Raw genomic sequence first — 24,602 nt, 5'->3', positions numbered from 1 at the left:
GCGGTCGATACGATGAAGAACGGTTAGAAAGTATATCTGGCGGTCACCCTGGCGCTCCTGGGCTCGCCATAGCTTTCCCAGCCCCAGTTGGCACTGTTGGATATGCCACGGTAATAGGTCTTGTCCAGCAGGTTGTTGATATTGAGCTGGAAATCAAGGTTCTTGGTTGCCTTGTAGCCCACGATCACATCCACCAGGGTATAGGCTTTCTGCTCGACATCCTGCGTAGTGCCGGATTGTTCAGCCGTCGCATACATACGGCTTTGACGATAAAAGTTGGCACCCACTCTCCAGTTTTCCCAATCGCCGAGGAAACGATAGATCGTTGTCAGCTTGAACATGTGTTCAGGTAACAGTGTATTGAAGCGATCACCTTTTTCATAAGTGTTGTCCTTGATGTATTCGGTATTGGTATAAGTGTAGCCGGCCCCGACTTGCCAATTGGGCCGCAATGCGCCTTGCAGCTCCATATCTACGCCCCGGCTGCGCACTTCGCCCGATGCTTCCGAACAGCTCGTGCCCACTTGGCACTCGCTGACATCCCTGACAGCGCGAGAGCGATTCTTCTGGTTCACCTGGAACAAGGCAATGCTGGCATTCAACGCGCCATCTAGGTATTCGCCCTTGAGCCCCAGTTCATAATTCTCGCCATCAATTGGGCGGATCACGTTGCCATCCCGCCCAATGCTGCTCTGCGGACTGAAAATATCCGTGAAGCTGGCATACAGCGAGTGCTGGTCGTTGATATCGTATATCAGCCCCGCATACCGCGTGACGTTGCGCACCACCTTGTAATCCGAGGTATTACGGTAGTTGTCGTAGTCGTACCAATCCAACCGGCCGCCCAGTATCAGCTTCCACTGCTCGGCCAGATTGAGGCGCGTCGTCACGTAGGCCGCATCCTGTTGCGTGCGCGTATGACCAGTGCTGGTATAAGGCAGGTTGGGCTGGAGCAGTGCGCTCCTGCTCCAATTGTAGATATCCGTATTACTGCCGATATACGTCGTTCCGTAATTTTTCGGGCTGGAATCGAACTGGTTGCGATTGGCGCCGAACACCAGCTCGTGTTGCCGCCCGAGCAATTCATACTTGCCGTTCACGACCACGTCATAGCTGGATGCCTTGTTTTCCTGCTCCCCGCGCCATGTCATGAGATCGCGATTGATATTGCCGCCAATCACTCTACTCCGCATAAAGGTACCGAGACCGTCAATATGGCTCCACATATATGTGGTATTGAACTTCAGCTTCCAGTCTTCATTGAAGCGGTGCTCGACAATGGCAAAAATACTCTTGGTTTCCTGGTCCAGGTATTCCCAGCTATTCGTCAGTGTTGCAGAGCGCTTGAGATTGACGTGGCTGCCATCCGGGTTGATGGGGAGCCCGCCCCACCAAGCCCCGTTTGTTCCATCTTTCTGTGTATAAGCGCCCACAGTTAGCGTGGTCTTTTCGGAGAGGTCGGCCTCCCCGATTGCGTAGAACAGATGATTGTCATAACTCTGCCCGTCACGGAAACTTCCCGCCTCCTGCACGGAAGCCACCACCCGCCCACGCAACGAAGCCGCCTCGTTCAAAGCACCGCCCAGATCAAGAATGCTGCCGTAGCTATCCCAGCTTCCTGCATATGCAGTCAAGGAGCCCTTAAATTCGCTAGTCGGCCTTTTACGCACCAGGTTAATCGCGGCCGAAGGATTGCCAGCCCCCTGCATGAGCCCGGTCGCGCCGCGCACCACTTCTACCCGGTCGAACATCGCCAGGTTGGCCTGAGCGCTTGGAATGTAGGACGACCATGGCACCAGCGCTCCGTCGTACATGATATTGCTGATCCCGAACCCCCGCGCTTCGAAATTGGGTCGCCCGGGGCCATCCGCGTTACTGAGGAAAATGCCTGGCGTGCTTTTGACCACGTCGTTGATATTCAGCATACCCTGGTCATCCATGCGCTGGCGTGTGACCACCGTGACAGCCTGCGGCGTCTCCCTCATGGACAAAGGTAGGCGAGTGGCTGTGCTCATGGACTGCGTGGTGTAAGAACTGCTGCCTTCCGTTACTGCCTCGAAGGCCGTCGCCTTTACAGCCACTTCAGGCAAGGCATTTTCCTGCATCGCACTATTAAACTGTGCGCTGGCACGAATTACAAAGCCACCAGCCTCATTAGCAACCACTTGCAACCCAGTGCCCACCAGTGCCTGTTCTATCGCCTGGCGCGGCGTGTAATGTCCTCGCACCACATTACCGCGCTTGCCTTCAATCAGCTTGGGCTCCGCAACAATATTCTGGCCACTGGCAACCGCAATTTGGCTCAGTACATCTGCTAACCCAGCGGCAGTGATGTTGTATTGCACAGCCGCAGCTTGTGAGGCTGGCCCTGCCGCAAATGCAGGCGTCAGTGGAGATATTGAGGAAATAGCCAATGCCAGGAGGCATGGCCGCAAAATGGTGGACTGCATGAGTTACTCCCTGAGTGTTATCGAAGGTTTATATTTCCTTGTCCAACACCTTGAGGAAAACCCCTCACTTTTCTGGAAACTTTGCTACACCAAATCAATCATGGTCACCAAACTGCCGTAACGCCGAATGCTGATTGGCAGAATGGACTGCAATGCATGCATGACCTGCCCAATATCATCCAGCTGGAACATGCCAAACACCCGTAGGCCTGCCGCACGAGGCGCAAGCCTGATCCAGCCAGCATGATAGGCCCGCAGACTCTCCACCACTTCCTCCAGGCGCTGGTCACGTACATCCAGCATGCCGTGTTCCCATGCCATGCTGGCATTCACGTTAGCAGGCTTCAGCATCAAGGCATGTTGATCAAACCAGGCTGCGACGGCTTCACTGGAACTGAGTACTGCTTCTGGCTGATGGAGCGGAGCAACTGCTAATGATTGCTGCTGCACCATGGCATAAGTTTGTCCCCCGGAGATTCCCGCCAGCATGCGGCACCCGCCACCAGCCCTCACGAGACCATGCACAGTGCGCAGCAGTAAAGGCCGCAATGCGTCAGGTGCCACATCGACAATACAGGCTCCCTGATGCAACGTGAGCACACGTTGCTTCTCGGAAAAATCAACGTCGAGCGCAGAGCGCGCATTGAGCTTCACCCGCGTACCATCAGCCAGGGCAATCTCCTGACGCTCACCGGTAGAGGTGACATGGTCTGACATGATGTAGGAGAGGGGAGTAACCCGGTTTGCCAGATAAGCAGTGCCCAAGCCCAGCGCCACCACAGCAGCGCCGCTTTTCAGGAAGTGACGACGATCAGCAAGGGGCTTACCTGACAAGACCTGACGCACGGCATGCACATGCTCTTCTTGCCGGCCCGCCAGGTGTTGAACTTGCTCGAAGCCCGACATGCTTTGGGTAAGCTGCTGCCATGCCATCGCGTGATGAATGTCAGCATCCAGCCATAACTGGAATTGTGCGTTCAACTCATCACTGACCGCTCCAGAACTCAGCTTGACCAGCCAGTCGACGGCAGCGTCCAGCGTTTCATGTGAGAAGGCTGGCTGGCTCATAGCCTGCCCTCAATCCGCGCAAGATGACAATGCAGGATGGCCTGCTTCATGTATCGCTCAATTGTCGCGACAGACATATTCATTTCTTGCGCAATCGCCACATAGGTTAGGCCTTCCAGACGGTTTAGCAGGAATGCTTGCTTTACTTTTGCTGGTAAGCCATCAAGTTGATGATCAATGATGAGGATAGCCTCCTTCAGCAAGGCATACTCTTCCTGGGAAAGGCCAAGATCTTCCGGCAGCTGGGCCAAGGCATCAAGATAAGCCTGCTCCAGTTCGCGCCGCCGCCAGAAATTATACAATTCGCGCTTGGCCACCACCGTCAGGAAGGCACGCGGTTCACGTACATCCTCCAACTGCGGCGCCTTGAACAGGCGCACAAACGCCTCTTGCGCTAAATCATCGGCATGCGCCGCGCCCTCAAGCTTGCGCTTTAGCCAGCCGACCAGCCAACCATGATGATTACGATACCATTCGGCCAACAAGTGGTGCCGAGATGCTGAATTGTTAGCCATAACTACCGTCGCGCCGACCCAATAACATAAAAAGAAGGCCAGCAATCAATGCTGGCCTTTTGAATGACATTATTGGCGGAGAAAGTTAGAGTGCCAAGAATGTATGGTGCTCATCTTGTTATAAATAAGAATCATTGTCAACATTATTTGCAGCTAGGATTTAGCTTCTTCCTTTTACTGTCATCAAACCATCATCTTTTACCAACAAGAATGTCACACTAAAGCATCACAATCTGCCTCAGTAGCTTGGGGCGCATCAACGTTCCCCCCGAAGACTGAAGATCATGCCCCGCTGCGAGGCCCTGTTTATACAGGGCCTTTTACTTTGCAGCGTTTAGAAATTGCCGCGCAATGTCAGCATGACATTTTGCGGATCGCCATACAAAGTCTGCAATGCATCCAGGTAGTAGCGCTTGTCGAACAGGTTGTTAATGTTCAATGCTGCCGTCCAGTGATCATCAATCTTGTAACTGGCTTGAGCACTCCACACAGCATAGCCACTCTGCTTGCGTTTGACATTATCAACCACTGTTGTAAATGAAGTCTGACTCTGCAACACCACACCGCCACCCACTGCGATACGCTCAAGTTCACCAGGCAACCTGTACGTATTCCACGCACGGAACAGGTGGCGCGGGTTGTGGTCTCCATTCAAGCGACCACCGTTCAAGCTACTATCATTGGCTGTCACATATTTGGCTGAGTTAAAGGTATAGCCTGCAGCAACCTGCCAGCCAGGCAACACTTCGCCATTGATTTCAGCGTCAATACCCGAACTTTTCTGTTTACCACTGTTGAGGTAACAAGCACCGCCAGTGGGCGAAGCTGCACAACCAGTGCGATTTGATGGGTCTTCAATCGCACCATTGCTCTGGTTGACGCGGAACACCGTTAACGATGTATTCAGCTTGCCACCGTAAAACTCACCTTTGATACCAGCTTCATAATTACGCCCGGTTGCAGGATCCAGCGAGCTGCCATTGGCGGAAATGTTATTACTCTGTGGCTTGAAAATATCGGTATAACTGCCATACAGCGACCAATTGTCATTCAAGCGATAAATCAAGGCAGCATATGGCGTGACTTCATGTGCTTGCTTATAAGCGCCATTGAAAGAGCTTTCATAGTCGTACCAACTCACTCGGCCACCAAGAATCAACTTGAGCGAGTCCACCAGTTGCAACCTGACATTACCGTAAACACCCTGCCTGGTTTCCGTGGAGGAGAGCGGTGCAGCATATGGCCCACGATACAATCGTGGCACTTGAGATAAATCCAGGTTGCCAAGGTTAATCGCATAACGCGGAGAGTAATTGATACGTGAAGTTCTGGAGGTTGGCATTTCATTGCGCTGCCAGTTGGCCCCCGCGAATACTTCATGCTCTTGACCCCAGGCATTGAATTTCCCATTCACTTGCGCATCCAGTGCTGTCGTTTCATAACGCACTTTGGAAAACTCCACCCGCATATATTCTGAGCCAGTCAAAGTTTGAGGATCAACTCGGGCATCAGTAGGCCGGATGATCGTGTCGTCCCGGTCATTGCGCTGATGCATGGCGCTGAACTTGATCTTCCAGTCATCATTGAAATGATGGGTAATATCTCCAAATATTTCCTGCGTCTTGCTTTCATAACCCGTCCAGTTTGGCCCTAACCCTGAGGAACGCGATAGATTCAAATTACTGCCATCTGTGGACATCGGCAAACCACCTCTCCACCGTCCACCATCCTGTTGATAATCTTGAAACCGCAAACCGATAGCCGCAACGGTATTTGGCCCCAAATCAGCCTCCAGCATGCCGTAAACCAAAGGCAGCTTAGTCTGGGTATCTTCATAGAAATAACGCCTGTCCTCATACCCTGCAATCAGGCGACCCCGCAACGTACCCGCCTCATTCAGCGGTCCCGTCACATCTCCATCCATACGGTAATAATCCCAGCTACCAGCACGGGCGGTGATTTGGATCTGCTTGTCAGCCAAGGGGCGCTTGCGCACCATATTCACCGTACCGCCAGGATCCCCGTTACCCACAATCAGCCCAGGCGCGCCCCGCATTACCTCTACGCGATCCAGCATGATGGTGTCTGGTGGGGTACCAATGCCACCAGAATCTCCCATCGGCACGCCATCTACCATGTAGTTGGAAATTTCAAAGCCGCGAGAGTAGTAAGTTGAGTGGCCATATCCGCGCAATTGCTTAGTCACGCCAGCCGTTTGCATCAGCACACTATCCAGCGTTGTCAGGTTCTGATCATCCATGCGCTGGCGTGTAACAACGCTAACGGATTGCGGAGTTTCACGCAGGGATTGTTCACCCTTGCCAATCGTCACAGCACGCGCGGCATAAGAGCGTGTACCTTCGCTAATGGCTTTGGAGTCGCGATCATGTGCCGCGACCACGCTCACTTCGGGTAGGGTAGTGTTGGATTTCTCAGCCGAGCCTTGCAGCGCAGTGGCCTTGCGTAGCTTCCAGTTGCCACTGTCATCCACGACAGCTTCCAACCCGCTACCAGTCAACAAGCGGTTAAAGCCTTCTTTCACGGCGTAACTGCCTTGCAAGCCCGCGCTTTGCAGGCCCGTGGTCAATGCGGGATTAAGGGAAAGATTAATACCGCTGGCACCGGCAAAAGCCGCCAGCGCCTTATCAAGTGGTCCCGCCGAAATGTTGTAAGTTTGCTTGCTATTGATAGAAGCTGGTTCAGCCGCATAGGTGCTCGTGGGGCTAGCCACACCCGCCATGACCATCAATGCCAATTGCAACGCCACGACACTCCCTTTACGGCGCAGCATATGCTTGTGATTACCCTGTTGCATAAAGAATGATTCCTGTTCATTGGTTTTTAATCGTTACATTCCCAATGTCAGGCGAGATCAGAAAAGGTGACATGCCGCATGCAATCGGCAGAAAGAAATTAAGTAGTCGGAGTTAGTGCTATGCGCGATACGCAACCGTCACCCAATAGCGGGTGCGCCAATGTAGCTGCACGGGCAGGGTATTTTGCAGGGCTGCAAGAATACGATCCGTGTCATTAAGCTGGAAAACACCAGACACCTCCAAGTGCGCAACATCAGCTTCACAACGCAATACACCAGTGCGATAGCGCCCCAGCTCGGCAACAAATTCATCCAGCCGCATTTTGTCGACATAGAGTATGCCATCTGCCCAAGCTGTGCGCTTTTCATCCAAGTTGGTAGCAGCATGAACTTCATTTGCCGTCAGGCTTGATTGCCTGCCTGCTGTAATCACGCTGGCATGTTGTTTTGCGGCAGCAGGCGTTGCTTCCACTGCACCCTCGATCACTGCGAGCTGCGTCCAAGCATCTTGCTGGCGCACATTGAAGTGCGTGCCCAGCGCACGCAAGCTGCCTTCGGCGGTCTGGACAATGAAAGGCCGATGCATGGGATGCGGGTCTGGCGCAGTCTGGATCAGTATTTCTCCCGCCAGGAGCCTAATCTCGCGCCGTTGGTCGGTGAACTCCACATTAATGGCGCTGGAGGTATTGAGCATGACACGGCTACCGTCAGCCAGCACCAACTCTCGGCGCTCACCAGTCGCTGTGCGGTAATCTGCCGTCCACTCCCGCCAAGGAGCATACCGGTACGCCAACATGCCTGTTGGCATGGCCACTAGCAACAAAGCCAAAGGCTTGATGAAATCACGCCGGCTGACTGCACGATCAAGCACTGGCATACCCAATTGAGGAGGAATGTGTGTAAGTTTCTGTGCTAAAAGCTCTGCCTGGCGCCAGGCATGTTCATGCTCCGGCTTGGCAGCACGCCAATCGGCGAGCCCGAGCCTGTCAGCATCGGTCATGCGTCCCGAATGCCACAATGCCAGCCACTTGGCGGCTTGTCGGATCACAGCGTGACTAGGTGTGGATTGACTCATATTGCCTCACAGCATCGCCAACAAGCATTGCTCAAATGCCAGTGCCATATAACGCTTGACCGTACGCGTTGATACTTCCAGCCGCAGGGCAATCTCATCATAGGTCAGCCCTTCCAGTTGCGATAACAGGAAAGCACGACGAGCCTTGTCAGACAGGCCGTCAAGCATGGCATCAATCTCATGCAATGTTTGCAAAATCAGCAGGCGCTCTTCAGGCGAGATCGCTTGCGGCTCTGGCATGATCGCCAATGCTTGTAGATAAGCCTGCTCAAGCGTTTGTCGCTGATAGTGATTGGCCAGCAAACGCTTGGCCACCGTGGTGAGGAAAGCCCGTGGCTCTTTGATCTCAGCAATCTCGCTGCGCGAAGACAATATCCGGGTAAATGTGTCTTGTGCCAGATCATCCGCCTGATGGCTGCAGCTCAGCTTGCGCCTGAGTAGGTTCACCAGCCAGCCATGATGGGCTTGATATAGCTCACCAAAGGTAGCATGAGGCGCGGCATGTTGATCTGGTATGGACATTCGCTTGCTGGGAGGTCGTATGAAGAAATGCTGATTCAGTCTTCACTCAGACAATCAGCAACAAAAGAGAATGGTTAAGCAAATAAGAATTATTGTCAATAAAAACATGGCAAAAAGCCGCAGGAATACAACACTTAATGTTGCACGCCTGCGGCCTGCTGATAGAAGAACTGCCGCGAGTGACGCGTTAGAAATTACCGCGTAAGGTCAGCATGGCGCTTTGTGGCTCACCATATATAGCACCGCTAGGCGTAGTGTAATAGCGCTTATCAAACAGGTTGTTTATGTTGAGCGCAGCTGTCCAGTGCTCATCCACTTTATAACTGGCAAACACATTCCATACAGCATACCCAGATTGCTGATACTTGACGGTCCCAAACGCAGTATTGGTTTCACTTTGCAAGGTAACACCTCCCCCTAGCGTGACTTTTTCCCAGTCACCAGGCAAGCGGTAGGTTTGCCACATTCTCAGCAAATGGCGTGGATTATGGTCACCCCCCAAACGCGTACCATCAGTAGCCCCATTTGCCGTTTTCACATACTTGGATACATTGTAGGTATAACCAGCAAAAGCCTGCCAGCCTGGCAATATCTCGCCGTTAATCTCGGCTTCAAGGCCCTGGCTTTTTTGCTTGCCGGCATTGATATAGCAATCGTTACCTCCACGGCAGGCACCTCGATTAAATGGATCAACCAAGGCAACATCTTCCAGATCAATCCGGAATACTGCCAATGAGGTATTCAGCTTGCCGCCATAAAGCTCGCCCTTGATACCGGCCTCATAATTCTTCCCCATGGCCGGAGACAATGCATTATTGGTGGCCGTATAGTTGCTGCTCTGGGGCTGGAATATATCGGTATAGCTACCATACAAAGACCAACGATCATCCAGCTTGTAAATCAGGGCTGCATAAGGCGTCACTTCATGCGTTTGTTTGTAATGGGTTGCTCCCTCTTCATATTCATACCAACTCACGCGCCCACCCAGAATCAGCTTCAGGTCGTCTATGATTTGTAACCGGACATTGCCATAAAAACCTTGGGTAGTCGTTATGCTTGAACCAAATGAGTTGTAATCACCCCGATAGATTCTTGGTATGGAAGATAGGCTGTACTGATTCAGGTTGATAGGAATAGGCGTCGAGTAAAGCGTCGTCAGGTACTTGTAGGCATACTTGTTGCGCTGCCAATTAGCACCGACAAACATCTCGTGTTGCTGACCCCAGGCAGAAAACTTGCCATTGAGTTGCGCATCTACCCCTGTATTGCGGTATTGCACATCTTCATAATCAATACCCCGCAATGCCAAGCCCGTCATGGTGTTCGGGTCAACAGCGGCACGATTGTGCAACATCGGCGCATCCTGACGATTGCTATTCTGGTAATTAGCGCTCAGCTTTACTTTCCAGTCATCATTCAAATGATGTGTCAGGTCAGCAAATACCTCCTTCATTTCACTGTCAAAGCTGGTCCAGCTAGGCCCCAGTGAAGTCGAGCGAGACAACTTCAAGTCACTACCATCAGTGGATCGAGGCAAGCCAGAAATCCAACGTCCACCATCTTGCCTATAGGATTGGTATCGTACGCCAAACGCAGCCACGGTATCCTTGCCCAAATCGGCCTCGATAATGCCGTATAGCAGCGGTATCTTGCTTTGCGCATCATCGACAAAATAATGCCTATCCTCATACCCTGCCACCAGCCTGCCACGCAAGGTGCCAGCATCATTTAGAGGGCCAGTGACATCTCCATCCAGACGATAATAATCCCAACTCCCAGCACGTGCAGTTAGCTGTATCTGCTTTTCTGCCAAAGGACGTTTGCGCACCATATTCACGGTGCCGCCCGGATCACCATTACCAATCAGCAACCCCGGCGCACCACGCATCACCTCCACGCGATCCAGTATCGCAGTATCCGGCATCAAGCCAATACCGCCGTAATCCCCCATTGGGACGCCATCAGTCATATAGTTACCGATGGCAAAACCACGCGAATAATAGACACTGTGCCCATAATTACGCGCTTGGCGCGTCACGCCCGTCGTTTGCATCAGCACATTATCCAGCGTGGTCAGGTTCTGCTCATCCATACGCTGGCGCGTCACCACGCTCACGGATTGGGGAATATCCCGTAGTGATTGCTCACCTTTTCCTATGGTAGCGGCGCGCGCGGCATAGGAGCCTGTGCCTTCTGTTGTGGCACGTGATTCACGGGTTTTGCTCGCGGTGACGCTTACTTCAGGCAAGGCGCCACGGCTAGTGTCTTCACGAACTGCCGATACTTTGCGCAAGGCATAGCCTGCTGATGTTTTCTCAGCGCCGTAGCCCGTGCCTGCGAGTATTTTGTTAAAGCCATCGTCAATGCTGTAGCTGCCCTTCAAGCCCGGGCTTTGCAACGGCTTGATCTCATTAGCATCAACAGAGATCGCCACTCCGGATTGTTGCGCAAAGCGCGTCAACGCCGCTGCTAATGGCCCTGCAGGAATGTCGTATTGCTGCGTGGCAGCAAGCGTCTCTGCATTGGCAAGGGTGCTGCTGGCGAACAGGATAGGCAGACAGGTCAACTGGACGGCGAGCACGAGAGGCGCCAACCGGAAGCCTGGTTGAATGGATAGTTGCATGTTGTGTTTTACTCCCTGATAAACGGTTTCAATTACCAAGACACTTGGCAACCTGAAACTGGAACCAGGAAATAGAAATTTAATGAGAATCAGTCACTGAAATATTCTGCACAGTGACAATCCATGGCGTGAAGCGTTTAACCCTGACCGGGAAGCTTTCACTCAGCAGTTGCAGCGCCTTGTCGGTATCATCCAGCGGCAATACGGCCGTGACTTGATAATGGGCGAATGCCTCAGCATTGAAATGCAGGTAACCTTTGCGATGGCGTGCCAAGACTGCCAGCACCTCGGACAAGGGTTGGTCTTGCACCACCAGTTGATGCAGTCTCCAGGCATCACTGATGCTGGCAGGGTCTATCACATGAATCTGGCCCAAGCCCTGCGAGGTGATCCTGATGGCTTCCCCTTGTGTGACTACCGCGCTTTGTTGAGCTGTTGATGGCATTGTCGCTACCTTGGTGCGGGACTCCAGCATGGCGACTGCTGTCGCCTGTCCATCTTCACTCACCACAAAGCGAGTGCCCAGCGCGGTGACACTGCCATGTGCAGTGTTGACGACAAAAGGCCGCGTCGCATCCTTGGCAACGTCAATCAGGATTTCTCCCTGGCGCAGGTGAATGGTGCGGGCCTGCGCGGTGAAATCCACATCCACAGCACTGTGCCCGCTCAGGGTAATCTGGCTATGATCCGGCAATTGCGCGGATTGCCACTCGGCAGTAGAGGTCCGCAAATCAGAAAGCCAATAGGCAAGTGGATAGTGCTGTAGCAACATCCCGAAGGGCAACGCCAGCACCAGCGCAGTAGCAATAAGATTGACGCCTCGCTTGAGCTGCTTGCGGCGATGCTGTTGCGTGATGCCTGCCTCCAGCGCCTGATGGGCAATGCCGGATTGCGGGCGCAGGCCTTCCAATTGGGCAATCAGTCCCTGCATGTGCTTCACAGCTAGCGCATGGGCAGGGTCTTGCGCTTGCCAGCGCTGAAACTGCTCTAATAGCGCAGCATCACTAGGCTCTTCTTCAAGGCGCAGTAACCATTCCGCCGCCTCTTCTGCCACGGATGCCATCAATCTGCCTCCATCGACGCACCCACGGCCGCATGACAATGTACCAAGGCATTGATCAGGTATTTTTGTACCATTTTGGTCGACACACCAAGATGCTGAGCAATCTCCGCATGCAACATGCCATCGAGATAACGCATGAGGAAGGCTTCTCGCGGCTTCTGCGCCAACCCCAGTAATGCCTGGCTGATCTGCTCCAGCGCCTCAATGGCTGCCATCACTTGCTCGGCAGAAGGCGCATGATCCTCGCCCAATGCTAACACCTCAGCCAGGTAAGCCTCCTCGACAGCACGACGTCGGGCCTGATTGAGCAGCAGATGCTTGGCGGTGGTTGTGAGATAGGCGCGGGGTTCCTGCATATTGAACAATGCGTCACGCGATGCCAGGATGCGAATAAAGGTGTCCTGCGCTAAATCCGCCGCCTCATGCGGACAACCCAGCTTCTTGCGTAGCCAGGCAAACAGCCAGCCATGATGATGAACATAGAGCTCACTCAGGCGCTGTGTGGTTGATAGCGGGGACGTAGGCATGACGCGACAGGATAAAAGCAGAAATTATTAATAAAAACAATTCTCATTTTATTCTGTGCCATGTCGTTTGCACAAGCCATGCGAGCAAATACTACTTGTTGCCCGGCTTGGACCAATAATGCCCAATCACCCCAATAGGCACTGACAATGCTACCCAGGATAGCCAATGCCAGAGGCCAATTCCCAGCAAGGCCGCCAACAAGCCGAATGTGGTTAGCAATGCCAAGATGATAGGCCAACCCCATATCTGCATGAATCGCTTGGTCATGGCTTGCCTCCTGCCATGGCAGCATGCTTTTGCTCCAACTCACTGATGCGTTTTTCAGTCTGCTTGCGGCGTTGCAGCCAGAGATAAAGGCCGCTGCCCAACACCACGATGGTGATCAAGTCCAGCAAGGTCCAGATAATCTTCAATGGCAGGCCGCCGTAATCGCCAAAATGCAGGGGTTGCGATAGCAACAGGGTCTTGACGTACCAAGGCATCTCACGCGCATCGGTCAGCTTCGTCGTTTGCGCATCCACCAGCGCGGGCTTGAGCAAGCGCGAGGTCACCGGGGTATTGCCCTTCATGAACACGGTGTAATGGTGCGGGCTGGAAAACATGCTGCCGGGGAAGGCAACAAAACTCGTGTGCATATCGGGAATGGCCTGTTGGGCCGTCTCCATCGAGGCTTGCAGCGATCCCAGTGTTTTAGGTGCCGGCAAGCCTTTGTAAGGCGCCGTCATCTGCGCCATCTGGTCGCTTTGCCAGATGAAGATCACGATCTGGCTCAGGGTATTGATGGTGCCGGTCAGGCCTACCACCAGTGCCCAGACCAGGGTGGCAACGCCCAGCAGGTTGTGCACATCCAGCCACTTCAGGCGCGCTTGCTTCTCGCGCCGGATAGTGCCGAAATCCAGCCGCCGCATGAAAGGGTGATACAGCACGATGCCGGAGATGATCGCCACTGCGAACAGCAGGCCCATGAAACCGAGGAACAGCATGCCGGGCAAGCCGGCAAACATGTCCACGTGCAGCTTGAGCATCACGTACATAAAGCCGCGATCAGGCGGCGGCTCATCCAGCACCTTGGCCGTGCGGCTATCGATCAGCACGATCTTGCCTTCATCCGGAGGCGCATCCATGGAGGCTGCCATCGATACCAGCGTCACATGGGGATGCTCGTCCTGCTCCCAGAACATAAAGCGGATGACATCGCCCGGGCGTTGCTTGCGCGCCGCATCCGCCACCTGGTCCAGGCTGGCGTATGGCGTATCCTCAGGCATGGGCGGTGCTTCCACCACGCCGGAAAGATGCTCGATCTCTTCGTGAAAGATCAAGGGCAGGCCGGTAATGCACAACATCAACAAAAATGCCGTGCAAACCAGGCTGGTCCACTTATGTACGAGATACCACTTTCTGATGCTCATGCTGCTCCTTTAAGGCAACCCATGCTGCTAGAAATCAACGGTGGCGGACAGTAGCAGGGTACGTGGCGTGCCAATATACAGATAGCCGTCATTGGAGGCATTCCAATAATCCCGGTCGAACAGATTCTCAATATTAGCGCGCAATACCAATGGGGTGTCGTTAAGCACGGTCTTATAGCGGGCACCTATATCGAACCTGGTGATACTGGGAATAGAGAGCGTATTGGCCTGATTTACGTACTGTTTGCTGCTGTAGATCACCCGGGCTGTCAGCGTGAGGCCTTGTGCAAATGTGGTATCCCATTCGCTGCCCAGATTAACTTGCCAATCCGGCACCCCGATGGCGGTGTTGCCATCGTACAAACCGTTTTGCGTCTTGGTCAACTTGCCCTGATTGTATGACCCACCACCCAGCAAGCGCACACCTGCGGCCACTTCGCCAAACACATTCAGCTCCAGTCCACGGTTACGCTGTTCACCACTGACCCGGTATTCTCCCCCGGTCGTGATGGCACTGGGCCGCTCGATTTCATAGAGACTGGCAGTGGTTGCAATGCGGCCCCAATCCACTTTCACCCCGATTTCTTTCTGTTTGGTTTTATAAGGAGAGAAAATCTGCCCGACATTGCTTGTGCCCACTGGAGCCACCTGTCCCTGACTCAAGCCTTCGATGTAATTAGCATACAACGCCAGGTTTTCTGCGGGCTTGAATACTATCCCCGCCACCGGCGTGACCGCACCTTTGTCGTAGCCCACGCCAGACTTCTGGCCTGTCCCTATGGCATAACTCTGTTGCTCTACATTCTGGTGCCTGGCCCCCAGGGTGATTTGCAAGCGCTCGTCCAGGAAAGACAGGGTATCTGCCACTGCATAGCTGGTCAGCTCCATGGTGGTATATTTCAAGGCCTTGCCGTTCAAGCCTGAAGTGCTGGGGGTATCGCTGTAGATCGGTGCATAGATGTTGTTATTGATCAGCGCTCCAACGCCAACGAAGTGGATGTCTGCATTCTGCGTGACTTGCGTTGCGCCTACGCTCACCAGGTGTCCAACCGGCCCGGTTGAAAACTTGAATCGGCCGCCGGCCTCTGCTGATCTTGAGCTGACATCGAATATCTGCCAGGCGGCCGCCGAGCTGTAACTGCCGTCCGCTCCGTTCAGGGAAGGATTGCCGGCTACCGCGTCCATTTCACTTCTGCGGCTACCAAAACCCGCATAGACCGTCGCCTGGTCATTGATATCGTACTCGCCACGTAACACCATGCTACGGTCCTTCATCTTGGAACGCCCATAGCCGGGATAACTCAGCTGATTATCTGGTGCGCCAGGTATACGCGTCAGATTGGTCCCAACAGTAAACTGCCTGACCACCACATCCAGCGTTTCTTCCTGGTGCAGGATATCTGCCGATAGGCGCAGGCGCTCGCCACGGTAATCGAGTGCCAGGCTGCCAACGATTTCCTCAACACCTTGCTGATCAATCCGCGTATCGCCCTTGCGATAGGCGCCATTGAGGCGAACTCCGAACTCATTGTTTTCACCAAACCTGCGGCCCAGGTCAGCATGGCCGCCATAGACAGAATTCGACATGTAATTTGCACTGAAGCGGGTCAGCGGCTGATCAGCAGCGCGCTTGGGCACGACATTGATACTGCCGCCTACATTCCCACTTGGCGGCATGCCGTTGAGCAAGGCACTGGGACCTTTCAATACTTCAACCCGCTCGACCATTTCGATCGGCACTCTAAAGTAAGGCATCAGGCCATACATGCCATTCAATGCAATATCCTGGCTTGCAACGGTGAAGCCACGAATAGAAAAATCTTCATTAATGTTGGTGCGTGCGCTGGCTTGCCTGACCGAAGGGTCATTTTGCAAGATATCGCCGATACTGCGTGCCTGTTGATCAGCAATCACAGTCGAGGTGTAGTTGGTCACATTGAATGGCAAATCCATGAAGTCGCGCTGCCCCAGCAGGCCTGCGCGCCCGCCACGTGCCACCTGCAAGCCGGGATATGCCTGGCTTAATCCATCGGCCTGCTCGGCGCTGGCCGATACTGCCACCTCTGGCAAGGTCGCCGTTGACTCTCCGACTGCGCGCGAGGCTTGCAACGCTTTTTGCAACTTGTAACTACCGTTATCCTGCACCACCGCCTGCAAACCGCTACCTGCCAGGATAGCCTCCAGGCCTTGGCGCAAGTTGTATGCGCCATTCAAGCCGCGGCTTTGTTTGGCTTCGGTCAATTTACCGTCGATCACCAGCAAGATACCAGTCTCCTTGGCATAGGCATTCAACACCTGATCCAGCTTGCCGGCCGGGATATTGAACGCCCTGGCGGCCTGGCCCGGCTGTGTGGTTTCGGCGTAAGCGCCGGGTATCAAAGCCATACTGGCCAAGCCAGAGAGCAATAACAGGCCTGCAAGCCTGCTCATACGAAAAACATCCGCGACTTGTACCCGGTCCGATAGATTGGCGTGCTTCAACATATTGATAATTCCTTCGTTCAGAAATAGAAGTGTTCACTGCTATCCCGAACGAAAAAACAAAAGTGCTACGCTTGCCCTAGATTTTTTACCTCAGCTCGCATTCCTACCAATCACAAGGCATGTACCGACACCCAATAACGCGAGAAATAGCTGATGCGCAGAGGCAATGCCTGCAATAGCGACTCCAGTATCCTGTCTGTATCAGGCAAGGGAAAAACACCGGAAACCACCATGTCGGCCGCTTTTGCATCGTAATGGATCGTGCCCCGACGATAACGCCCCAATTCATCCAGGAAATCCCCCAGCCTCACATGTTCCGCCACCAGCTTGCCCTCTAGCCACGCAAGCTCATTGCCATTGGGCGTAGTAGCTGTGAACCCGTGGGTGGAAAATCCAGCCTGGAAACCGTGCTCCAGCCTATGACTGGACCCTAGGCGTGGCTGGATTTGCACCACGCCTTCGTGCACCGAAACCCGTGTTTCTTCCTGCTTCAGGCGCACATTGAACTTAGAGCCAAGCGCCTGGGCAACGCCATGGCGAGTTTGTATCAGGAAAGGACGCACAGACTGCCCGGCGTCTGCCGCAGTCCTGACGTACATCTCGCCATGATGCAGTATCAGCCGACGTTCGCGGGAATTGAATTCGATATCGACCGCTGTCGAGGTATTAAGGAACAACTGGCTGCCATCTGAAAGGGCAAGCTGCTGCTGCTCGCCAGCGTGCGTGTGATGGTCTGCACTCCAGGCCTGCCACGCATCGCTGTTACGCACGATGGGCACCGTACCGCCTGTCGCCGCCGCCAGGCCTAGCAGTTGCAATAACCGGCGGCGCTTCGTCGAGTCGGGTTTGTCTTTCAGTAATTCAACTGCTTGGGCAGGGATCAATTGCAGTTTTCGCTCTATGGCCGCTATTTCACTCCATGCTTGGCGGTGCAAGTCGCTGGCCGCCAGCCAATTGTCAAAATCGGACTGCTCGTCGGCTGTCACCTCCCCTGACCATAAGACAACCTGCCATTCCAGCGCTTGTTGTCGCAACCGCGCTTCATGTTGAAGCATTGGTGTAGCAGCCATCCCGTGCTCCATCACAACCCCATGCAGGCTTGCGCGGCCTTGAGCATATACTTGCGCACCGCTGCAACCGACACCCCGAGCTGGACGGCAATTTCGGTATAGGTGAGGCCATCAAAACGCGAAAGCAGGAACGCTTGGCGAACCTTGCACGGCAATTGATCCAGCACTTGGTCCAGCTGGACGAGGCTCTGCAGGACAATCGCCTGGTCTTCCGGAGAGGGGGCGTCCGTCGACGGCAATTGCAGCAGCCATTCCTGGTAAGCTAGCTCCAGGCGACGCCGGCGGTAAAGATCAACCACCAGGCCCTTGGCGATCTGGGTGAGATAGGCACGCGACTGCTCGGGCAAGGGAGCCTTGCCGGCCACCATCAGCCGGACAAAGGTATCGTGTGCTAGGTCGGCTGCAATATGCTGGCAACCCAGCTTCTTGCGCAGCCATGCATAAAGCCAGCCATGATGGCTGCTATAAAGCTGGTGCACTAGGTTGGAGATGATGGGATTCTTAGCGGGCACAGTAAAGCGGTGGCTGGACACCGGCCGGAATTAAAGAAAAATCATTCTTATTATTAGCTAATTATATCTAGATGGCAATCAATGGCGACCAGGATGTTCAGCTGAGAATGATGTGAAGGGAAGTTTCTTGTTGCGCCTGCACATGGCCCTGACGTGCTGCGCAGCGCAGCCACCAGCGCCCCAGGGAGAGGCTCATGATGTCTTGCTGGCTTAACAAGCGCTTAGCGTATGTATACCCATCCCCCTCATCACCTTGTTGTGCGCATTTGTGTAAGGCTTCCATGCCCACTTGGCGTAAAGCCGGGTGAGGGTGTCGGAGCAAATTGGCTGCCATGGTGCGGGAAAACGCCAGATGCGCATTGAGCAGCGCAATACGCATCCAGTGCAATGAATTCTCGACTTGGGTGCGCTCCAGCAATATCAGGGCATAGTTGTATTGCCCACGAAAATCGCCTGCCTCTGCAGAGCAGCGATAATAGTCGAAAGCTTTTTCCAGGTCTTTTTCGCCCAGCCAGCCTTCCTCGAAAAACCTGCCGATCACGCCCAATGACTTGGCGTGGCCTAACTCGGCGGCCTTGTTATACCAGTCGAACGCTTGTGGCTCATCTTTCTCTACGCCCAACCCATGCAACAGCAGGTGTCCATAGTTATACATGCCCCAATCCAGCCCCTGATTGGCCGCCATGCGAAACCAGTACGCAGCACAGGCATAATCCACCGGGCCGCCCCAGCCTTGATCGTAAGCTCGTCCCAGCATGTTCATCCCGAACAGATGGCCCGCTTCCGCAGCCTTGCGAAACCAGATTCTGGCCTGCCTGGGGTCTGGCTCCAGGCCATGCCCGTCAAGGTAAGCCTGTCCAAGCAAGGCTTGTGCTTCTGGCTCGCCTTGTTCAGCCAAGGCCAGTATCCATTGCATCGCCTCTCGCGGATCGCTTGCAAGCTGACGCTTTAGCTCTTCTGCGCTGATGTTGTGCAGGTGTTCAGGAGTAATGGCTTGGGAGCTGCTGGCAGACATGCTGATTGAGAATAGGAATGAATCAGAGGATGACTATACACCAAATCACGTCAGGCAATCCCGCGTAATCTCGACAAGACCCTCTTAGCGTCGGGCGAGGCATGCAACACGTTGAGGCAACCAAAAGGGCGAGCTAGCAAATGCGCCCCTTCACATCGGTTTGCATTCAAGCCTCTACTGCGAGCGTTGCCAGCCACCGCCTAAGGCGCGATAAAGATCCACAGAGGCCTGCAGGCGTTGTTGGCGCAATTGCAAATCCATATCTTGCGCAGTGAATAGGGTACGTTGCGTATCCAGCATCGTCAGCATGGTTTCTGCCCCGGCTTGGTAGCGGGATTGGGCAAGGACAAAAGCACGCTCGGCATTTTCCAGCGCCAGAGTTTGCGCAATGGCCTGCTGTTCCAATCCGGCAATACGGTTGAGCGCCGCCTCTACATCGCTCAATGCGGCAATAATAGCCTGGCGGTAATTCGCCAGCAGTTCCTTGCGGCGCGCAATCGCAACGTCACGCTGGGCTGCCAGACGGCCCGCATTGAAGATAGGTGCAGCCAACCCGGCTGCTAGGTTATACAGCGGGGCATCAAATAGATCACGCAAGTGCTCACTTGCAGTAGAAACACCACCAGTTAAGCGAATACTTGGCAGCATGGCGGCACGTGCCACCTGGATATTGGCATCGGCAGCGAGCAACCTGGCTTCTGCCAAGGCTATATCAGGTCGGCGGGTCAACAGCACAGAAGGCACCCCGGCATCGCTCAGTGGAGGCTGCAACTCTCGCACACTGGCAGCCACCAACGGTAGCTCAGCCAGTGGACGTGACATCAGCGTGGCCAATGCTGCCTCGGTATTACCTCGCTGTTGTTGTAACAAGGCCACGGTACGGCGCTGACTTGCCACCAAGCCCTGTTGCTGGGCCTGCTCAATCGCAGTCGCAGCGCCAGCACGGTAGCGTGACTCCACCAGGGCTAATACCCGCTCAGCATTCTCCAGGTTATGCCGGGCAATCTCGACACGCTCAGCCAAACCGATGGCCTCTATCCAGCTGATGGCGACATTAGCACCCAGGGTTACCCGCATGCTGTCACGATCAAACTCACTGGCGCGGAGATTACTCAATGCGCCTTGGTAGGCAGCGCGGTTCTTGCCCCAAAAATCAATTTCGTAACTAGCGAGCAGCCCAGCGGAATAGGTGCTCAGGCGATTAGCATCGCTGCTTCCTCCCAGCCGTTGCTGGCGACCGATATTGCCGGAGGCAGAGACCTCCGGCAGCAGGGGCGCACCGGCCACCACCGCCAAATGCTGCGCCTGCTCAACACGCGCAATCGCAGCGGCAATGTCGTAGCTTTCCAGTTGGGCTTGTTGCACCATGCCTGCCAACGCTTGGCTACCAAATGACTGCCACCAATCCTGATCAGGCGCATGAGCGGCCTCGGCTACGCTAGCGTTATTACGCCATTGGTCAGGTAGATTGTGCAGCCCATCCTCCGGCTGCAACTGCGGCGGGGTAACGTGGGTACAGGCAGTCAATAACAATAATAGGAATAAACGCAGGACTTTCATGTCACTCACTGGCAAGGGCAACCACAGGGTCAAGCTTGGCTGCCTGGCGTGCAGGCATGAAACCAAAGACCAGCCCGGTAATCACGGAACAGAAGAAAGCGCCGATAATGGCACTCAGGGAAAAGATGACAGGCATGCCCCAGAACACCAGGATGACGCCTATCGCCAGGCCGGATAGCACGCCAGTCACGCCGCCAACCGTGGTCACCAGTACCGCCTCGGTGAGAAATTGTTGCAGGATGTCACGCTGGCGGGCACCGGTCGCCATGCGTATGCCGATTTCGCGCGTACGTTCACGTACGGTCATCAGCATTACATTCATCACGCCTATACCCCCGACGAGGAGGGAAATCACGGCAATCAAGGCCAGCATCATGCCCATACTGTCTTGCGTCTTGGCCTGGGCGGCAATCCAACCAGCGGCGTTCTCCATCCCATAATCTCGGATCTGGTGGCGGGAAAACAGCACATCATCCACGGCTTTTGCCACCGCATCAATTTGCTTCATGTCTCCCACTTCCAAGGTGACGTAGGAGGGGTCACGCTCACCGAACACCCGCATGCTGGCAGTGGAATAGGGAATGACCACCAAGTCGTCGTCGCTCTGGTCTCCCGTCACCGCCCCTTTTGAAACCAGCACCCCAATCACCTGGAAAGGCACGTTGCCGATCAGGACAGTCTCGCCCACCGGGTTTTCCACATCCGGCATCAGGTTCTGCGCCAGACGCGGGCCGATGACGGCCACTGTCGCCATGCGCTGGTTATCTTCCTCACTAAAGAAAGAGCCTTTTTCCACCGGCCAGTTCAACATACGTGCCATGGCCGCGCCTGAGCCCTTGATGCGGGTTTGCACATCCTGGTTACCATAACGCACCACCTTGTTGCCGGAAAGATTAGGCAACACGTAGGTGATCTGTGGAATATCACCAATGGCTTCAAGGTCGCCCACACTGATGCCACGGCCCGGCACCTTTGAGCTTTCGTGCTTGGGCCTGACGTAAATATGGTTGGTGCCAAAAGCACCCAGCTCAGCCACCACGCGCTCCTTGGTTCCCATGCCGACGGCCATCATGACAATCACCGAGGCCACACCGATGATAATGCCCAGCAGTGTCAGGGCCGTGCGGAAGCGGTTGACCCACATCACCCGCCAGGCGGCGCGGCATGCCTCTAGCATATCGCCACGCCAGGCTACCTTGCTGGCATCCGCTTCCAGCCTGAATGCAGGCGCAGTGTTTACCAAGGAGGGCTGCAATACGCCAGTATCGCTGATGACATGGCCATCGCGAATCTCGATCACGCGCCGCGCATTGGCGGCCACATCGCGGTCATGCGTAATCAGGATGATGGTATGGCCTGCATCAGCCAGCTCGTTGAGCAGGCGCATGACCTCTTCACCGCTACGCGAATCCAACGCACCAGTAGGCTCATCCGCCAGGATGATACGACCACCATTCATGAGTGCCCGCGCAATCGATACACGTTGCTGCTGTCCGCCGGATAATTGCTTGGGACGATAGTGCAGGCGCTCGCCTAACCCCAACCTCGTGAGCAAGGCCTGGGCACGCTCTGCACGCTCGCGCTCTGGCATGCCGGCATAAAGCGCGGGGATTTCCACGTTTTCCTGCGCGGTCTCGGTGGCGATCAGGTGATAACTCTGAAACACGAAGCCAAATGCCTCACGGCGTAACCAAGCCAGTTCGTCGGCATCCATATCGGCCACATTACGTCCGGCAAAATCGTAGTGTCCGGAGCTAGGTTTATCCAGGCAGCCGAGGATATTCATCAAGGTGGATTTTCCTGAGCCAGAAGTTCCGACAATCGCCACAAACTCACCGGCTTGGATGTCCAGTGAAATACCATGCAGGATTTCCACCCGTGGCTTATCTCCGCCGCCATAGTGCTTGCGGATATCCACCAAGGAGATCAAGGGCAGGCGGTCACTCAAAACTGGAACTTCCACGGGCTGGGCTTGGGCGCTTTGTCCGCAGTGATCAACTGATCGCCTTCCGCGAGACCAGATAAAATTTGGCTACGCAAACGGGTATGCACCCCTGTGGTGACTTCATGCCAGACCACCTTGCCATCCTTGTGCAGCACGCGCGCCTTGTATTTGCCTGCCTTGGCATCCACTTCTGTCAGCGCCGAAATAGGTGCAGTCAGCACCTCTGTAGCCGCTGCCACGATAAAGGAAGTTTGCGCTGTCATTTGCGGCATTAGCTCGCCATCGGTGTTATCCACATCAAAGAGCACGGTATATAACACCACTTTATTGCTACTAGGCGTTTGTGTACTGGAAGTGCTTGCGCCTTCAGGCTTGGGTGGCGCAGGCAACACCTGGCGCACCGTGCTGCTCCAGCGACGATCATCAGCGCCCAGGGTCTTGAAATAAACCTGCATCTCGGGCTTTACATGGCGCACGTCAGCCTCGGAAACATCCGTCCACACCGTCATGGTGGACAAATCAGCAATCCGCAACAGGGTAGGGGTTTGATAGGTCGCATTGAGGGTCTGCCCGGTCTTGGCTTCAATGGACACCACCGTACCGGACATCGGTGCATAAATCTTAGTGAAACCAAGCAGGGCCTCATTCCCCTGCAACGTGGATTGCGTCTGGTCGATTTGTGCCTTGAGGTTGTTGATTCTCGCTGCCGCAGTTTTCAGGGTGGCCTGTGCCTGCTGCACTTCCTCGGTTCGTGTCGAGCCCTCGGCTTGCATCTGCTGCTGGCGTTCATGCTGTTGGCTGGCGAGCACGTATTGCGCCTCCTGCTCTTGCAGCTGGGCCTGTAAGCCAGCCAACGCCGCGCGCCCCGCATCCACCGTAGCCTGTGGCACGCGCGGATCGATCTCCGCGAGTAGATGACCTTTTTCTACCACATCGCCAGGCTGCACATGCAGGGCCAGAATCTGGCCAGACACCTGTGCACCCACATCAACATAGCTGCGCGGCTGCAAGGTACCAATGGCCGTGACGTTATGCTCGATATTGCCACGCTTGACCGTTTCGATCTCGAATATATCGGCAGGGTCCTGAGTATGGGTCAGCCAAACAGTACCCACCACTACCAGCACAATCGCTAGCAGCGCAATATTACGCCGGCGCATTTAGGGCTTAACCTCGAAACTTAATGTCGCAGTATGCCGCACATCGGTGTATTTGGTGCCTTGGTGCGTCACGCTGCCGTTCACGCGCGCAGTGACTTCAAGGATATACAAACCAGGGAATGGCGTTGTCAGTGTCACCGTGCCATCCTCTGCTGGCTTCAAGGTACGCACCCAGCCCTCGCTAGTGCTGACATTGACCTGAGAAGCTGCCACGGCATTGCCCTTCCACACCAGTTTGAACGTGGTACCGTTAGCCTCCGTCGGCACTAGTTCAAGATCATTCACGGCCTTGGTTTCACTACGTCCTAGCTTGGCCTGGTAAAAATGCAGGACTTTGTCCTGACCTATCGCTTGGGCGGTTAATCGAAGATCGCCACCTTCGGGTGCCATTACCTGCACACGCTCACCGTCCACCTTGGTCGCCACTTCTTTGCCATCTGCCAGCAGGCTGCGAATAGCGCTTAGAGCAGCAGTATCCAGTCGCGCAGATTCATAAAGCCCGAGGTATGCTGTTGCACCACCTTGCATTGGCTCCAGCCAAAGGTAATTTGCACTGGCGCTAAAGCTGGCAAGCAAGGCCGTCGCTGCAATTGCCCAGCGGCCGATCAAGGATTGTCGTGTCGTCATGTGTTTTCCATTCTCGTTATTGCGCGAGTAAAAAATGCGCTCTTACTAGTAATGACACGCGAGAATGAAAAAAGGACACCCCGGTAGAGAAAATTTCACAACAATTGCCACTGTTGCAACATCGACGCACATAAAAAAACGGGGCTGAGTGCCCCGTTTTT

19 protein-coding genes are annotated in these 24,602 nt (G+C 54.5%); all 19 read right to left on the bottom strand.

Annotated elements, in window-relative coordinates; all coding sequences use genetic code 11:
- Positions 1 to 23 precede the first annotated feature (23 nt).
- The 19 genes from LG202_RS10525 to LG202_RS10435 all read right to left on the bottom strand — a co-directional run bounded on the left by LG202_RS10525 (position 24) and on the right by LG202_RS10435 (position 24,441).
- Positions 24 to 2,450 carry a TonB-dependent siderophore receptor gene (locus tag LG202_RS10525; RefSeq protein WP_230348404.1) on the bottom strand — a complete coding sequence of 809 codons (2,427 nt, stop codon included), beginning with the start codon at positions 2,448 to 2,450 and terminating at the stop codon, positions 24 to 26.
- Between the two features lie 84 nt (positions 2,451 to 2,534).
- Positions 2,535 to 3,518, bottom strand: coding sequence for a FecR family protein (locus tag LG202_RS10520; protein WP_230348403.1), 984 nt, complete (start codon positions 3,516 to 3,518; stop codon positions 2,535 to 2,537).
- The gene (locus LG202_RS10515; RefSeq protein ID WP_230348402.1) at positions 3,515 to 4,033 is read right to left on the bottom strand and encodes a sigma-70 family RNA polymerase sigma factor; all 519 of its coding nucleotides are present in this window, start codon (positions 4,031 to 4,033) and stop codon (positions 3,515 to 3,517) included. The genes LG202_RS10520 and LG202_RS10515 overlap by 4 nt, the downstream gene beginning before the upstream one ends.
- Positions 4,034 to 4,367: 334 nt before the next feature.
- Positions 4,368 to 6,848 (bottom strand): TonB-dependent siderophore receptor, encoded by a 2,481-nt coding sequence (locus tag LG202_RS10510; protein ID WP_230348401.1) that lies wholly within the window; start codon positions 6,846 to 6,848, stop codon positions 4,368 to 4,370.
- 118 nt (positions 6,849 to 6,966) lie between these two features.
- Positions 6,967 to 7,923: a FecR domain-containing protein gene (locus LG202_RS10505; RefSeq protein ID WP_230348400.1), complete on the bottom strand. Its 957-nt coding sequence runs from the start codon at positions 7,921 to 7,923 to the stop codon at positions 6,967 to 6,969.
- Between the two features lie 6 nt (positions 7,924 to 7,929).
- Positions 7,930 to 8,445, bottom strand: coding sequence for a sigma-70 family RNA polymerase sigma factor (locus tag LG202_RS10500; RefSeq protein WP_230348399.1), 516 nt, complete (start codon positions 8,443 to 8,445; stop codon positions 7,930 to 7,932).
- Positions 8,446 to 8,632: 187 nt separating this feature from the next.
- Positions 8,633 to 11,068 (bottom strand): TonB-dependent siderophore receptor, encoded by a 2,436-nt coding sequence (locus LG202_RS10495; RefSeq protein ID WP_230348398.1) that lies wholly within the window; start codon positions 11,066 to 11,068, stop codon positions 8,633 to 8,635.
- A 79-nt stretch (positions 11,069 to 11,147) separates the two neighbouring features.
- Positions 11,148 to 12,131, bottom strand: a complete 984-nt coding sequence (locus LG202_RS10490; RefSeq protein ID WP_230348397.1) for a FecR family protein — start codon at positions 12,129 to 12,131, stop codon at positions 11,148 to 11,150.
- Entirely contained in the window at positions 12,131 to 12,658 is a 528-nt protein-coding gene (locus LG202_RS10485) for a sigma-70 family RNA polymerase sigma factor (protein ID WP_230348396.1), read from the bottom strand. The genes LG202_RS10490 and LG202_RS10485 overlap by 1 nt, the downstream gene beginning before the upstream one ends.
- Positions 12,659 to 12,749: 91 nt before the next feature.
- The gene (locus tag LG202_RS10480; RefSeq protein WP_230348395.1) at positions 12,750 to 12,926 is read right to left on the bottom strand and encodes a hypothetical protein; all 177 of its coding nucleotides are present in this window, start codon (positions 12,924 to 12,926) and stop codon (positions 12,750 to 12,752) included.
- Positions 12,923 to 14,068, bottom strand: coding sequence for a PepSY-associated TM helix domain-containing protein (locus tag LG202_RS10475; protein WP_230348394.1), 1,146 nt, complete (start codon positions 14,066 to 14,068; stop codon positions 12,923 to 12,925). Before LG202_RS10475 ends, LG202_RS10480 begins: the two co-directional genes overlap by 4 nt.
- Positions 14,069 to 14,095: 27 nt before the next feature.
- Positions 14,096 to 16,552 (bottom strand): TonB-dependent siderophore receptor, encoded by a 2,457-nt coding sequence (locus tag LG202_RS10470; RefSeq protein WP_230348393.1) that lies wholly within the window; start codon positions 16,550 to 16,552, stop codon positions 14,096 to 14,098.
- Between the two features lie 110 nt (positions 16,553 to 16,662).
- Positions 16,663 to 17,622 carry a FecR domain-containing protein gene (locus tag LG202_RS10465; protein ID WP_230348392.1) on the bottom strand — a complete coding sequence of 320 codons (960 nt, stop codon included), beginning with the start codon at positions 17,620 to 17,622 and terminating at the stop codon, positions 16,663 to 16,665.
- 11 nt (positions 17,623 to 17,633) lie between these two features.
- A complete protein-coding gene (locus LG202_RS10460; protein WP_230348391.1) occupies positions 17,634 to 18,134 on the bottom strand; it encodes a sigma-70 family RNA polymerase sigma factor in 501 nt (166 codons plus the stop codon).
- 97 nt (positions 18,135 to 18,231) lie between these two features.
- The gene (locus LG202_RS10455; RefSeq protein ID WP_230348390.1) at positions 18,232 to 19,149 is read right to left on the bottom strand and encodes a tetratricopeptide repeat protein; all 918 of its coding nucleotides are present in this window, start codon (positions 19,147 to 19,149) and stop codon (positions 18,232 to 18,234) included.
- 174 nt (positions 19,150 to 19,323) lie between these two features.
- The gene (locus tag LG202_RS10450; protein WP_230348389.1) at positions 19,324 to 20,709 is read right to left on the bottom strand and encodes an efflux transporter outer membrane subunit; all 1,386 of its coding nucleotides are present in this window, start codon (positions 20,707 to 20,709) and stop codon (positions 19,324 to 19,326) included.
- A 1-nt stretch (position 20,710) separates the two neighbouring features.
- The gene (locus LG202_RS10445) at positions 20,711 to 22,672 is read right to left on the bottom strand and encodes a MacB family efflux pump subunit (protein ID WP_459724802.1); all 1,962 of its coding nucleotides are present in this window, start codon (positions 22,670 to 22,672) and stop codon (positions 20,711 to 20,713) included.
- Positions 22,654 to 23,814, bottom strand: coding sequence for an efflux RND transporter periplasmic adaptor subunit (locus LG202_RS10440; RefSeq protein ID WP_230348387.1), 1,161 nt, complete (start codon positions 23,812 to 23,814; stop codon positions 22,654 to 22,656). Before LG202_RS10440 ends, LG202_RS10445 begins: the two co-directional genes overlap by 19 nt.
- Entirely contained in the window at positions 23,815 to 24,441 is a 627-nt protein-coding gene (locus LG202_RS10435; RefSeq protein WP_230348386.1) for a hypothetical protein, read from the bottom strand.
- Positions 24,442 to 24,602: the final 161 nt, after the last annotated feature.

The sequence above is a fragment of the Methylobacillus methanolivorans genome (assembly GCF_054588515.1).
The sequence above is the reverse complement of the archived record's forward strand: the minus strand, read 5'-3'. Positions and strand labels throughout refer to the sequence as shown.

Excerpts from the sequence above, each read along its gene's own strand:
- LG202_RS10525 (WP_230348404.1), bottom strand. The coding sequence starts at position 2,450 with ATGCAGTCCACCATTTTGCGGCCATGCCTCCTGGCATTGGCTATTTCC.
- LG202_RS10520 (WP_230348403.1), bottom strand. The coding sequence starts at position 3,518 with ATGAGCCAGCCAGCCTTCTCACATGAAACGCTGGACGCTGCCGTCGAC.
- LG202_RS10515 (WP_230348402.1), bottom strand. The coding sequence starts at position 4,033 with ATGGCTAACAATTCAGCATCTCGGCACCACTTGTTGGCCGAATGGTAT.
- LG202_RS10510 (WP_230348401.1), bottom strand. The coding sequence starts at position 6,848 with ATGCAACAGGGTAATCACAAGCATATGCTGCGCCGTAAAGGGAGTGTC.
- LG202_RS10505 (WP_230348400.1), bottom strand. The coding sequence starts at position 7,923 with ATGAGTCAATCCACACCTAGTCACGCTGTGATCCGACAAGCCGCCAAG.
- LG202_RS10500 (WP_230348399.1), bottom strand. The coding sequence starts at position 8,445 with ATGTCCATACCAGATCAACATGCCGCGCCTCATGCTACCTTTGGTGAG.
- LG202_RS10495 (WP_230348398.1), bottom strand. The coding sequence starts at position 11,068 with ATGCAACTATCCATTCAACCAGGCTTCCGGTTGGCGCCTCTCGTGCTC.
- LG202_RS10490 (WP_230348397.1), bottom strand. The coding sequence starts at position 12,131 with ATGGCATCCGTGGCAGAAGAGGCGGCGGAATGGTTACTGCGCCTTGAA.
- LG202_RS10485 (WP_230348396.1), bottom strand. The coding sequence starts at position 12,658 with ATGCCTACGTCCCCGCTATCAACCACACAGCGCCTGAGTGAGCTCTAT.
- LG202_RS10480 (WP_230348395.1), bottom strand. The coding sequence starts at position 12,926 with ATGACCAAGCGATTCATGCAGATATGGGGTTGGCCTATCATCTTGGCA.
- LG202_RS10475 (WP_230348394.1), bottom strand. The coding sequence starts at position 14,068 with ATGAGCATCAGAAAGTGGTATCTCGTACATAAGTGGACCAGCCTGGTT.
- LG202_RS10470 (WP_230348393.1), bottom strand. The coding sequence starts at position 16,552 with ATGTTGAAGCACGCCAATCTATCGGACCGGGTACAAGTCGCGGATGTT.
- LG202_RS10465 (WP_230348392.1), bottom strand. The coding sequence starts at position 17,622 with ATGGCTGCTACACCAATGCTTCAACATGAAGCGCGGTTGCGACAACAA.
- LG202_RS10455 (WP_230348390.1), bottom strand. The coding sequence starts at position 19,149 with ATGTCTGCCAGCAGCTCCCAAGCCATTACTCCTGAACACCTGCACAAC.
- LG202_RS10450 (WP_230348389.1), bottom strand. The coding sequence starts at position 20,709 with ATGAAAGTCCTGCGTTTATTCCTATTATTGTTATTGACTGCCTGTACC.
- LG202_RS10440 (WP_230348387.1), bottom strand. The coding sequence starts at position 23,814 with ATGCGCCGGCGTAATATTGCGCTGCTAGCGATTGTGCTGGTAGTGGTG.
- LG202_RS10435 (WP_230348386.1), bottom strand. The coding sequence starts at position 24,441 with ATGACGACACGACAATCCTTGATCGGCCGCTGGGCAATTGCAGCGACG.